The 12,382-nt window shown below is 70.0% G+C and carries 12 protein-coding genes; 9 read left to right on the top strand and 3 right to left on the bottom strand.

Annotated elements, in window-relative coordinates; translation table 11 throughout:
- Positions 1-17 precede the first annotated feature (17 nt).
- The gene (locus AMK22_RS26435) at positions 18-860 is read right to left on the bottom strand and encodes a sugar transferase (protein ID WP_079186406.1); all 843 of its coding nucleotides are present in this window, start codon (positions 858-860) and stop codon (positions 18-20) included.
- A 276-nt stretch (positions 861-1,136) separates the two neighbouring features.
- Between AMK22_RS26435 and dnaK the strand changes: the two genes are divergently transcribed.
- From dnaK to AMK22_RS26410, 5 genes are all read left to right on the top strand, one after another.
- On the top strand, positions 1,137-2,978 hold the full coding sequence (gene dnaK / locus AMK22_RS26430; protein WP_073789023.1) for a molecular chaperone DnaK: 1,842 nt from the start codon (positions 1,137-1,139) through the stop codon (positions 2,976-2,978).
- Positions 2,975-3,628, top strand: a complete 654-nt coding sequence (grpE, locus tag AMK22_RS26425; protein WP_073789022.1) for a nucleotide exchange factor GrpE — start codon at positions 2,975-2,977, stop codon at positions 3,626-3,628. The genes dnaK and grpE overlap by 4 nt, the downstream gene beginning before the upstream one ends.
- Positions 3,629-3,721: 93 nt before the next feature.
- Positions 3,722-4,918 (top strand): molecular chaperone DnaJ, encoded by a 1,197-nt coding sequence (dnaJ, locus tag AMK22_RS26420; protein ID WP_073789020.1) that lies wholly within the window; start codon positions 3,722-3,724, stop codon positions 4,916-4,918.
- Position 4,919: 1 nt separating this feature from the next.
- Complete coding sequence (locus AMK22_RS26415) at positions 4,920-5,366, top strand: heat shock protein transcriptional repressor HspR (RefSeq protein ID WP_073789018.1); 447 nt, start codon at positions 4,920-4,922, stop codon at positions 5,364-5,366.
- Between the two features lie 302 nt (positions 5,367-5,668).
- Positions 5,669-6,172, top strand: a complete 504-nt coding sequence (locus AMK22_RS26410; protein ID WP_073789016.1) for a hypothetical protein — start codon at positions 5,669-5,671, stop codon at positions 6,170-6,172.
- A gap of 250 nt (positions 6,173-6,422) precedes the next feature.
- On the opposite strand, the gene AMK22_RS26405 is transcribed toward AMK22_RS26410, so the two are convergent.
- Positions 6,423-7,409: a helix-turn-helix transcriptional regulator gene (locus tag AMK22_RS26405; RefSeq protein WP_199883323.1), complete on the bottom strand. Its 987-nt coding sequence runs from the start codon at positions 7,407-7,409 to the stop codon at positions 6,423-6,425.
- A 141-nt stretch (positions 7,410-7,550) separates the two neighbouring features.
- Here AMK22_RS26405 and AMK22_RS26400 point away from each other — a divergent pair, with 141 nt between their 5' ends.
- Positions 7,551-7,835, top strand: coding sequence for a hypothetical protein (locus AMK22_RS26400; protein ID WP_199883322.1), 285 nt, complete (start codon positions 7,551-7,553; stop codon positions 7,833-7,835).
- Positions 7,832-8,152, top strand: a complete 321-nt coding sequence (locus AMK22_RS26395) for a (2Fe-2S)-binding protein (protein ID WP_073789012.1) — start codon at positions 7,832-7,834, stop codon at positions 8,150-8,152. The genes AMK22_RS26400 and AMK22_RS26395 overlap by 4 nt, the downstream gene beginning before the upstream one ends.
- A gap of 202 nt (positions 8,153-8,354) precedes the next feature.
- On the opposite strand, the gene AMK22_RS26390 is transcribed toward AMK22_RS26395, so the two are convergent.
- Entirely contained in the window at positions 8,355-8,759 is a 405-nt protein-coding gene (locus tag AMK22_RS26390; protein WP_073789010.1) for a pyridoxamine 5'-phosphate oxidase family protein, read from the bottom strand.
- A gap of 157 nt (positions 8,760-8,916) precedes the next feature.
- Here AMK22_RS26390 and clpB point away from each other — a divergent pair, with 157 nt between their 5' ends.
- On the top strand, positions 8,917-11,502 hold the full coding sequence (clpB, locus tag AMK22_RS26385) for an ATP-dependent chaperone ClpB (protein WP_073789009.1): 2,586 nt from the start codon (positions 8,917-8,919) through the stop codon (positions 11,500-11,502).
- Positions 11,503-11,749: 247 nt separating this feature from the next.
- Positions 11,750-12,319: a YbjN domain-containing protein gene (locus AMK22_RS26380; RefSeq protein WP_073789007.1), complete on the top strand. Its 570-nt coding sequence runs from the start codon at positions 11,750-11,752 to the stop codon at positions 12,317-12,319.
- Positions 12,320-12,382 lie beyond the last annotated feature (63 nt).

The following is a 12,382-nucleotide window of genomic DNA, read 5'->3' as shown; positions in this document are numbered from 1 at the left end:
GTGCTGACACTACCCACTTATTCCGCGGCGCTGTAGCCGCATCGGCGGTGATCTGTGTCGCTCGGGTACGTCTTTTCGGGGCGGGCCGCCCCGGGGAGGCCCCGGAGCAGTGGAATCCGTACGGAACGCGCCAGGATGGCCAGGTCGAGGCGCACCCCGCGGTGCTCGGCGTAGTGCTGGTCGAGCAGGTCGGGTTCGTCCCAGGGCATTCCGGAGCGGGAGCGGATCTGCGCCAGGCCGGTGAGGCCCGGTTTCAGTTCCTGTCGCCAGTGTCGCGCGCCGGACGGGCTGGGTGTGCCGGACGTGCCGGATGCGTCGCCGGGGCTGCCGGGGTCGCCGGGGCTGGTGGCGCCTGGGGGGTCGGTAGGGGCAGTGGTGCTCGTGAAGTGGGACCGGGGGTCGTCCGGCGACAGGGGCTCCGGGCCGACGAGGGAGAGGTCCCCGCGTACGACGTGCGGCAGGCGGGAGAGCACGTCGAGTCGCAGCCGACGGGTGCGCAGCGAGCGCAGGAGGAACACCCTGCCCCCCTGTCCGACCCGGGGCGAGCGCTCGACGATGCCGCCCGGCGGTCTTCGTGCCGCGAGGACGAGGGCGCCCGCGGCGAGTGCCGGGGCGGTCAGGACCAGCAGGACCGATCCGAGGGTCAGGTCCAGGACGCGCCCGGCCGACGGGTGCCGCCCCGGATGCCACCGCGGGGTGCGGTCCGGGCGGTGTCCCGCGAGTCGTCCCGGGCGGCGCTCCAGGAGTCGCGCGAGGGCTGCCGTCGATGGTCGGCGCGTGGGGTGTCGCCGCCCCCGTGCCCCCGTCTGCCCCTGTTGTCTCCGTTGCTCCCGTTGTCTCCGCTGCCCCTGTCTCTGCATCGTTCGCACCTGCCTGGTGGGATCGGTGGGCCGGAGTGCCAGGTTTGCGCGACTCACGGCGGTTTATGGCAGAACGATCCCATGGCGTGATGATGGGGAGGGGTTGTGTGGCTCGTGGGGCGAGCGAATGTTGCCCGGGGGCGGTCGGGGTGATCGGTGCGAGCGCGGCAGGTGCACGTTAGTTGAGTCGGCTCGACTCAACTCTATTGACACTGGGATTCGTGTCATGCATCCTTGAGTGAGTTCCGCTCAAGTAGTCATCCTGGAGGAATCGAAATGGCACGTGCGGTCGGCATCGACCTGGGCACGACTAACTCCGTCGTCAGCGTTCTCGAAGGCGGCGAGCCCACCGTCATCACCAACGCAGAGGGCGCCAGGACCACGCCGTCCGTCGTCGCCTTCGCGAAGAACGGCGAGGTGCTGGTCGGCGAGGTCGCCAAGCGCCAGGCGGTGACCAACGTCGACAGGACCATCCGCTCGGTGAAGCGCCACATGGGCACCGACTGGAAGATCGACCTGGACGGCAAGAAGTTCAACCCGCAGCAGATGAGCGCCTTCATCCTGCAGAAGCTGAAGCGTGACGCCGAGGCGTACCTGGGCGAGAAGGTGACCGACGCGGTCATCACCGTTCCCGCGTACTTCAACGACTCCGAGCGTCAGGCCACGAAGGAGGCCGGCGAGATCGCGGGCCTGAACGTCCTGCGCATCGTCAACGAGCCGACGGCCGCCGCTCTGGCATACGGGCTCGACAAGGACGACCAGACGATCCTCGTCTTCGACCTCGGTGGCGGCACCTTCGACGTCTCGCTGCTGGAGATCGGCGACGGCGTCGTCGAGGTGAAGGCCACCAACGGTGACAACCACCTCGGTGGTGACGACTGGGACCAGCGCGTCGTCGACTACCTGGTGAAGCAGTTCGCCAACGGGCACGGCGTGGACCTGTCCAAGGACAAGATGGCGCTCCAGCGTCTGCGCGAGGCCGCGGAGAAGGCGAAGATCGAGCTCTCCTCCTCGACCGAGACCACGATCAACCTGCCCTACATCACGGCGTCCGCCGAGGGCCCGCTGCACCTGGACGAGAAGCTCACGCGCTCGCAGTTCCAGCAGCTGACCGCCGACCTGCTGGAGCGCTGCAAGACGCCGTTCAACAACGTCGTCAAGGACGCGGGCATCCAGCTGTCCGAGATCGACCACGTCGTCCTCGTCGGTGGCTCGACCCGTATGCCGGCCGTCGCCGAGCTCGTCAAGGAGCTGACCGGTGGCCGCGAGGCCAACAAGGGTGTGAACCCGGACGAGGTCGTCGCCATCGGCGCCTCGCTCCAGGCCGGTGTCCTCAAGGGCGAGGTCAAGGACGTCCTGCTGCTCGACGTCACCCCGCTGTCCCTCGGCATCGAGACCAAGGGCGGCATCATGACCAAGCTCATCGAGCGCAACACCACGATCCCGACCAAGCGTTCCGAGATCTTCACGACGGCCGAGGACAACCAGCCGTCCGTCCAGATCCAGGTCTACCAGGGCGAGCGCGAGATCGCGGCGTACAACAAGAAGCTCGGCATGTTCGAGCTGACGGGCCTGCCGCCGGCCCCGCGCGGCGTCCCGCAGATCGAGGTCTCCTTCGACATCGACGCCAACGGCATCATGCACGTCACCGCCAAGGACCTCGGCACCGGCAAGGAGCAGAAGATGACCGTCACCGGCGGCTCCTCGCTGCCGAAGGACGAGGTCAACCGGATGCGTGAGGAGGCCGAGCAGTACGCGGAGGAGGACCACCGCCGCCGCGAGGCCGCCGAGGCACGCAACCAGGGCGAGCAGCTCGTCTACCAGACGGAGAAGTTCCTCAAGGACAACGAGGACAAGGTTCCCGCCGACGTGAAGACGGAGGTGGAGACCGCCGTCAACGAGCTGAAGGAGAAGCTCAAGGGCGAGGACAACGCCGAGATCCGCACGGCCACCGAGAAGGTCGCGGCCGTCTCCCAGAAGCTGGGCCAGGCGATGTACGCGGGTGCCCAGGCCGACGGTGACCCGCAGCCGGGTGCCCAGCGGGCCAAGGCCGACGACGACGTCGTCGACGCGGAGATCGTGGACGACGAGAAGGACGCCAAGGGCGGTGCGGTGTGACCGAGGAGAACTCGGGTTTCGAGGAGAAGCCCGACGTCCCCTCCGGCGCCACCCCTGACGGAGCTGAGCCGAAGGACGCCTCCTCCTCCCCCAAGGAGGAAGAGGCGGCCCCGGCCGGGGACGCAGTAGAGACCGTCGGTCTGACGGCCCAGCTGGACCAGGTCCGTACCGCGCTCAACGAGCGCACGGGCGACCTCCAGCGGCTCCAGGCCGAGTATCAGAACTACCGTCGCCGCGTCGAGCGGGACCGGGCCACGGTCAAGGAGATCGCGGTCGCGAACCTCCTGTCCGAGATCCTGCCCGTGCTCGACGACATCGGCCGGGCCCGGGACCACGGCGAGCTCGTGGGCGGGTTCAAGTCGGTGGCGGAATCGCTGGAGACGGTCGTCGCCAAGCTGGGCCTGCAGCAGTTCGGCAAGGAGGGCGAGCCCTTCGACCCGACGATCCACGAGGCCCTGATGCACTCGTACGCGCCGGACGTCACGGAGACGACCTGCGTGGCGATCCTGCAGCCGGGGTATCGGATCGGCGAGCGCACCATCCGCCCCGCGCGGGTGGCGGTGGCCGAGCCGCAGCCGGGCGCGACTCCGGCCGCGGCCAAGGAAGAGAAGGCAACCGACGAGGAGAGCGGTGGCGGCGAGGAGGTCTGACATCCCGTCTGACCATCTCGCGGCGCACCGCCCGGCCGTGCGACCGGCCCGTGAGCCGGTCGCACGGCCGATCGTCCGGAAGGAGGGACGTCGATGAGCACGAAGGACTTCGTCGAGAAGGACTATTACAAGGTTCTCGGCGTCCCCAAGGACGCCACCGACGCCGAGATCAAGAAGGCGTACCGGAAGCTCGCCCGCGAGTTCCACCCGGACGCCAACAAGGGTGACGACAAGGCGGAGGAACGCTTCAAGGAGATCTCCGAGGCGAACGACGTCCTCGGTGACGCCAAGAAGCGCAAGGAGTACGACGAGGCGCGCGCCCTCTTCGGCAACGGCGGGTTCCGGCCCGGGCCGGGAGGTGCCGGGGGCAACTTCAACTTCGACCTGAGCGACCTCTTCGGAGGGGCCCAGGGCGGTGCCCCGGGCGGCCAGACCGGCGGAGCCGGTGGCTTCGGCGGCGGTGGCGGTCTGGGCGACGTCTTCGGCGGCCTGTTCAACCGGGGCGGCGCGGGTACGCGGACGCAGCCGCGCCGCGGCCAGGACATCGAGTCCGAGGTGACGCTCAGCTTCACCGAGGCGGTCGACGGGGCCACGGTCCCGCTGCGGATGTCCAGCCAGGCGCCCTGCAAGGCGTGCTCCGGCACCGGCGACAAGAACGGCACCCCCAGGGTCTGCCCGACCTGTCTCGGCACCGGCCAGGTGTCGCGCGGCTCCGGCGGCGGCTTCTCGCTCACCGACCCCTGCGTCGACTGCAAGGGCCGGGGCCTCATCGCCCAGGACGCCTGCGACGTCTGCAAGGGCAGCGGTCGGGCGAAGTCGGCCCGGACCATGCAGGTCCGGATCCCGGCGGGCGTCTCGGACGGCCAGCGGATCCGGTTGCGCGGCAAGGGCGGTCCCGGTGAGCGCGGCGGACCGGCCGGCGACCTGTACGTCGTGGTGCACGTCGACGCGCACCCGGTCTTCGGCCGCAAGGGCGACAACCTCACGGTCACCGTGCCCGTCGACTTCACGGAGGCGGCGCTCGGCGGCGAGGTGAAGGTGCCCACGCTCGGCGGCCCGCCGGTCACCCTGAAACTTCCGGCCGGCACCCCCAACGGGCGCACGATGCGCGCCCGCGGCAAGGGCGCGGTCCGCAAGGACGGCACCCGGGGCGACCTGCTGGTCACCGTCGAGGTGACGGTGCCCAAGGATCTCGGCACCGAGGCCAGGGAAGCACTGGAGGCATACCGGAAGGCGACCGCGGGCAGCGATCCGCGGGCGGACCTCTTCCAGGCGGCGAAGGGAGCTTGAGGTGGACGGCCGACGACGTAATCCGTACGAACTGACCGATGAGACACCGGTGTACGTGATCTCGATCGCGGCCCAGCTCTCGGGCCTCCATCCGCAGACACTGCGCCAGTACGACCGCCTGGGGCTGGTCTCGCCCGACCGCACGGCCGGGCGCGGCAGGCGCTACTCGGCCCGCGACATCGAGCTGCTGCGCACGGTTCAGCAGCTGTCGCAGGACGAGGGCATCAACCTCGCCGGGATCAAGCGCATCATCGAGCTGGAGAACCAGGTCGCCGCGCTCCAGCAGCGCGTCGCCGAGCTCACGGCGGCGGTGGACGGCGCGGCGGCGGCGATGCAGCAGCGTGAGGCCCAGGTGCATGCCTCGTACCGGCGCGATCTGGTGCCGTACCAGGACGTGCAGCAGACCAGCGCGTTGGTGGTCTGGCGGCCCAAGCGGCCCAAGGACTGAACAGGGCCGGAGTTTTCCGGGGGATGCCCCGCAACTCCGGTCGGAGCGCCGGGGAGGCGACCGACGGGTCGGCTCCCCGGCGCTCTGCCGTGTGCTCCGTGTGCCGCGTGTCCGGTGCCCTGTGACGTGCGTGGGCGCCGACCGCCCGGACGGCGGACGAAACCCTCCTCCGTCCGATCGCGTCCTGCCTTGTGGGGCCGCGGACGGGCGGGGTCGACACCGTCCCGCGCGGTCTCGCCGCACCACACGTCACGGAAGCTGGGGGCCGAGCCGCCCGGCGGCACAGTCGGGAGTCGGTACGCATGTCCATGGTCGGTCTCTTCTGGATCACCGCAGCGTCGGCGCACATAGGCGCCCCGCCCAACGAGACCGGTCCCGGTGTGCTCCTCACCGAGGAGGGCCTGACCGGGCTCGGGGAGGACCGGCGCGGCACCTGGGCGTGGCGTGACATCCGGCGCGCGACGGTGGTCGGCGCGCCCGTACGGTCCTCGCCGGGCCGGGTGGCCGGGATCCTGCTGGAAACGGTGACCACCGTCGCCTTCGGCGGGTTCGACGACGGCCCGGCGATGTTCGTACGCCTCGACACCCCCGACGGGGAAGTGGAATGGACCGTGTACGCGCCCGCCGCCTCCTACGGCACAGCCGAGTTCCGGCTGTCGCAGGACCTGCTCGACGCGTATGCGGAGGGCCGTGCCACCCCCGCCGCCCTGCTCGCCTGGGGCCGTGAGTGGCAGGGCGGGACCCCCGGACGGGCGAAGCGGGAGGAGCTCCTGGCGGAGTGGGGCGGGGCGCCGCGTACGGCGTGAGCCGGTCGCGCCGGCCGGTGGCCGCGTCGGACGCACCGGAGGGGCCGGGCACGGCGGTCCGGGCGGCGGTGCCGGTGGTGGGCGCGGCGACCGGGTCGGGGCCGCTCCCCGGGACGAACGGCCGCCCCGCGACGGCCTGGTGCGCGCTTGTGCGCGCGAGGATCCGGACGACTCGGGCCGGGAGCCGGTCGTACCGGGCACGGGGATGCCCCACGGGGCGGTGCTCCGGTGTTTCGCGATTGCGACCGTGTCAGTCCGGCACCTGTTCCAGAATCCCTGAACGCGCGATCAGATAGCCGAGCTGGGCGCGGCTGTTGCTGCCGAGGACGGCGGACAACTTGGCGACGTGTGCGCGGCAGGTGCGGACGTTCATGCCGAGACGGCGGGCGATGGAGTCGTCGACATGGCCCTCCACGAGGAGTTGGGCGATGGACCGCTGAACTCCGCTGATCCCCTCGGGGGTCGGGTCGTACTTGACCTCTTCGAGGAGCGGTGCCGCCCGGGTCCACAGCTGCTCGAACACCTTGACGAGATACTCGACGAGCCCGGGATGGCGCAGTTCCAGGGCGACTTGGCGGTCGTCCTGGGCGGGGATGAACGCCACGGTGCGGTCGAAGACGATGAGCCGCTCGATGAGTTCTTCGAGCGTCCGGATCTCCACGTTGTCGTCGGCCATCCGCTCGGCGTAGGCCAGGGTGCCTGGGCTGTGCCGTACGGTGTGCTGGTAGAGGGTGCGGATGCTGACACCGCGATCCACTACGGAAAGACCGCGTTCCAAGGCTTCGCTGAGGCGATCTTCGCTGCGTCCGCCGCCCGGCTGGACGGTGAGGACTTCCGATCGGCACTCCGCCGTGGCGAGGTCGAGCGCCGCGTTGATCCGGTTGACCCCTTCCAGCACGGTGATGGCGTGAGTGGTCGGCGGATCCTGCGCGCTGATGTCCATGAACGGCTCGAAGGACTCGGTGAGCAGGACCGAATGCCGTCGGCGCTCCAGGATTTCGCGCTCGATGGGATGCAGGTGTTTCGCCAGGGCGGCGGACGGCGGCACGGGGCGCAGCCAGTCGGCGTCGTCGGGGTCGGGGTGCAGCAGGGCGAAGTCCATGAGACAGGGAGCCGGTTCCACTTCGCTCCTGGCGATACGTCCCGACCGCAAAGCGCTGGCGTACAGCCGTACTCCTGGCTCGCAGAGTTCGGTGATCCCATGAGGATGTGTCGGCTTTGTATCGCTTGTGACCATATTCTCCACCCCCCAGGTTCCTGAACATGCAGGAACATGATGCATCGACCCGGTGGTGTTCGTGTGCCCAGGTGAGACATCGTCTTAGGTGCGGGGGAGAAGAATCCACAAGTGAGGACGAAGCCGACTATGTATAAGCGAATGCTTCGCTCGGCGCTTGCCGTCTCGTTCGCCGCGGCCCTGGGACTCGGGGCGGTGAGCGGCAGCGACATCGCATGGAGCAGCGAGGCGGCATCCTCGCCGGGTGACATTGCGTGGTCCACCCAGGCGTCGGGTGACATCGCCTGGTCCGTCCGGGCCGCGGCCCCTGGTGACATCGCATGGGTCACCCCGGCCACCGCCCAGGGCGACATCGCATGGGGTGTCCAGGCGGCGCCCGCGCCCGGTGACATCGCCTGGTCCACGCCGAACCACCTGGGCGCATGACCATCCCGCCGGACGACCGGACCTTCCGGCGGGAAATGGCCACGGCCTACCGATCAGGCTGGCATTTCATCGATCTCGTCACGGCCCTCCCCCGCTGTGGCGACTCGCTGATGGTCACTCTGTTCGGCGACCCCATCGTTGTCGCGCGCGAAGAAGACGACGAAGTGCGTGCGTACCGCTGCCTGCGCAAGCCGCGCGGAGCACCGCAGCCCGTCCGCTGCGCGATCCGGTACGACATGATCTTCGTGAATCTCGACCGGCGGGACCACCAGCTGTTCCAACCAGAGACCATTTCCGCCACCCCCCGCAGTGCCTGAGCGATCCCCCGTCGTTACACGTCGCTCAGTCACTCCCCCACACAACGGCGTCATCGTGACCTGAACACGATGGCGCCGTTGTGCTTTTCCCGTGCTGTGCTGCGCCCTGCCGTGCCGTGCTCCGGCGGGGCGCGTGCCCTGCCGTGCCGCGCCGCGTCCTGCCGGGGCTCCTGCTCCGCGGCTGTTCATGTCCTGTCGGGGCTCATGCCTTGCCGAGCGCCCGGTCCAGGGTGATCTCGATGACGACGCGGTTCGGGTTGGGTGCCGGCGTGCGCCCGTAGCGTTCCTCGTAGCGGCGTACGGCGTCGGCGACGGCCTCCTCGTCGGTGCGCACCCGCGCGCGCCCCTCCAGCGTCGCCCAGCGGCGCCGGTCGACCTGGCAGACCGCCACGCGGGCGCCGTCCGGGCCCGCCGCCAGGACGTTGGTCACCTTCCGGGTGCTCTTGTCGCTGATGACGCGGGCGAGCCCGGCCCCCGGGTCGTACGTCACGCCCACTGGCACCACGTGCGGCGAGCCGTCGGGGCGAGGGGTGGTCAGGGTGCACAGGTGGTGCTCGCGCCAGAACGCGAGGTACTCGGGGCTCGGATTCGTCGGGTCGACTGCCATGCGCACAGCGTAGGCAGGGGCCCCCTGGCCTGTGGTGGCGGTGGTGCTGTGTGGTGTGTGCGAAAAACTGGGTTGAGTGGAATAGACTCAACTTAGTAGACGTTGACCAAGTCAGTGTTGTGGAGAGAGCAGCCACCGCAAGGAGGAGACGACGCACGTGGACGCCGAGCTGACCAACAAGAGCAGGGACGCCCTCAACGCGGCCACCAGCAGGGCTGTGAAGGACGGTCACCCCGACCTGACCCCCGGGCACCTGCTGCTCGCGCTGCTCGCGGGCGAGGACAACGAGAACATCATCGATCTGCTGGCCGCCGTCGAGGCCGACCAGATCGTGGTGCGTACCGAGACGGAACGGCTCCTGGGCGCGCAGCCCAGTGTCACCGGCTCGACCGTCGCCCCGCCGCAGCCCAATCGCGAGCTGCTGGCCGTCATCGCCGACGCCGCGCAGCGCGCGAAGGACCTCGGCGACGACTACATCTCCACCGAGCACCTGCTGATCGGCATCGCCGCGAAGGGCGGCCGGGCCGGTGAGATCCTCTCCGAGCAGGGCGCCGGTGCGAAGAGGCTGCTGGACGCGTTCGAGAAGAGCAGGGGAGGGCGCCGGGTGACCACACCCGACCCGGAGGGTCAGTACAAGGCTCTGGAGAAGTTCGGCACGGACTTCACGGCCGCCGCGCGCGAGGGCAAGCTCGACCCGGTGATCGGGCGTGACCAGGAGATCCGGCGCGTCGTCCAGGTCCTGTCCCGCCGCACCAAGAACAACCCGGTGCTCATCGGCGAGCCCGGCGTCGGCAAGACGGCCGTCGTGGAGGGGCTCGCCCAGCGCATCGTCAAGGGCGACGTCCCCGAGTCCCTGCGCAACAAGCGGCTCGTCTCGCTGGACCTCGGTGCGATGGTCGCGGGTGCGAAGTACCGCGGCGAGTTCGAGGAGCGGCTGAAGACCGTCCTCTCCGAGATCAAGGAGAGCGACGGGCAGATCATCACGTTCATCGACGAGCTGCACACCGTCGTCGGCGCGGGCGCGGGCGGCGACTCCGCCATGGACGCGGGCAACATGCTGAAGCCGATGCTGGCGCGCGGTGAGCTGCGCATGGTCGGCGCCACGACGCTCGACGAGTACCGCGAGCGGATCGAGAAGGACCCGGCCCTGGAGCGGCGCTTCCAGCAGGTGCTGGTGGCGGAGCCCAGCGTCGAGGACACCATCGCGATCCTGCGCGGCCTCAAGGGCCGGTACGAGGCCCACCACAAGGTCTCCATCGCGGACTCCGCGCTGGTGGCCGCTGCGACCCTGTCCGACCGCTACATCACCTCCCGCTTCCTCCCCGACAAGGCCATCGACCTGGTCGACGAGGCGGCGTCCCGGCTCCGCATGGAGATCGACTCCTCGCCGGTCGAGATCGACGAGCTCCAGCGCGCCGTCGACCGCCTGCACATGGAGGAGCTGGCGCTCAGGAACGAGTCCGACGCCGCCTCCAAGGAGCGTCTGGAGAAGCTCCGCCGCGACCTCGCGGACAAGGAGGAGGAGCTGCGCGGCCTCAACGCCCGCTGGGAGAAGGAGAAGCAGGGCCTCAACCGCGTCGGTGAGCTGAAGGAGCGCCTGGACGAACTGCACGGCCAGGCTGAACGCGCCCAGCGCGACGGTGACTTCGACACCGCTTCCAAGCTGCTGTACGGGGAGATCCCGGGCCTGGAAAGGGAGCTGGCGGAGGCGACCGAGGCCGAGCAGGAGGCCGCCAAGGACACGATGGTGAAGGAGGAGGTCGGCCCGGACGACATCGCGGACGTCGTCGGTTCCTGGACCGGTATCCCCGCCGGACGCCTGCTGGAGGGGGAGACGCAGAAGCTGCTGCGCATGGAGGACGAGCTCGGCAAGCGCCTCATCGGCCAGACCGAGGCCGTGCGGGCGGTGTCGGACGCGGTACGGCGTACCCGTGCCGGGATCGCGGACCCCGACCGGCCCACCGGATCGTTCCTCTTCCTCGGCCCGACCGGGGTCGGCAAGACGGAGCTGGCGAAGGCGCTCGCCGACTTCCTGTTCGACGACGAGCGGGCGATGGTCCGCATCGACATGAGCGAGTACAGCGAGAAGCACAGCGTCGCGCGGCTCGTCGGTGCCCCGCCCGGATACGTCGGCTACGAGGAGGGCGGCCAGCTCACGGAGGCGGTCCGCCGCCGCCCGTACAGCGTCGTCCTGCTGGACGAGGTGGAGAAGGCGCACCCCGAGGTCTTCGACATCCTGCTCCAGGTCCTCGACGACGGCCGGCTCACCGACGGACAGGGCCGGACGGTGGACTTCCGCAACACCATCCTGATCCTTACCTCGAACCTCGGCAGCCAGTTCCTGGTCGATCCGCTGACCAAGCCCGAGGCGAAGAAGGAGCAGGTCCTGGAGGTCGTACGGACCTCGTTCAAGCCGGAGTTCCTGAACCGGCTGGACGACCTGGTGGTGTTCTCCGCGCTGACCGGCGACGAGCTCTCGCACATCGCGAAGCTCCAGATCGACCGGCTCGCCAGGCGCCTGGCCGACCGCCGGATCACCCTCGACGTCACGCCGGAGGCCCTGGCCTGGCTGGCCGAGGAGGGCAACGACCCGGCGTACGGCGCCCGGCCGCTGCGCCGCCTCATCCAGACGGCGATCGGGGACCGGCTCGCCAAGGAGATCCTCGCGGGCGAGGTCAGGGACGGGGACACGGTCCGGGTGGACCGGGCCGGGGACGGTCTGCTCGTCGGCACCGCCTCGTAACCCTCCCGGGGCGCGCAACCCTCCCGGCGCCGGGACGTCACCGTCCCGGCGCCGGGCAGCCATCACCTGGGGGGAGCATTCTGTTCCCTCTGTTCCTTCTGCGGGGCCCGGCTCCTTCTGCGGGGTCCGGCGGGGCCGGCCCGCACGGGCCGCTTGTCAGCTCGTGGCGGATCGGCCCCGCCGGGGCTTGCCATCCCCCGCCCGCCATGGGAGAGGATGTCGGCAACCGCACGAAGGGAAAAACACGGTGAGCATCGATCCGTCCTCGATTCCTAATTTCGGGGGCCAGCCCGAACCGCAGGCCGCAGGACCGGAGGGCCCCGTCGTCCCTGACCAGGACCTCGTCAAGCAGCTCCTGGACCAGATGGAACTGAAGTACGTCGTGGACGACGAGGGCGACCTCGCCGCGCCGTGGGAGGAATTCCGGACCTACTTCATGTTCCGCGGCGAGGCCGAGCAGCAGGTCTTCTCGGTCCGTACGTTCTACGACCGCCCGCACGCCGCGGACCAGCGCCCGGTCCTCCTCGACGCGATCGACGACTGGAACCGCCGCACCCTGTGGCCGAAGGTCTACACGCACACCCACGAGGCCGAGGAGGGTTCCGACGACACCGGTACCTCGATCCGGCTGATCGGTGAGGCGCAGATGCTCATCGGTACGGGCGTCAGCCTGGAGCACTTCGTCTCGTCGACGGTCAGCTGGGTGCGCGCCTCGATCGAGTTCGACAAGTGGCTCCAGGAGCGTCTCGGCCTGGTCCCGTCCGAGGAGAAGCCGGAAGGCGCCGACGGCACCGAACAGGCCGCACCGGACGCCTGACCGGTACGAGCGGGCAAGCGGGCGGGGGCGGGGCCGGAAAGGCCCGCCCCCGCCCGCGCCGCG

This window comes from Streptomyces sp. CB01580 (genome assembly GCF_001905795.1).
Lineage (GTDB): Bacteria > Actinomycetota > Actinomycetes > Streptomycetales > Streptomycetaceae > Streptomyces.
Note: the sequence above shows the minus strand (reverse complement) of the source record. Positions and strands in the feature narration are given on the sequence as shown.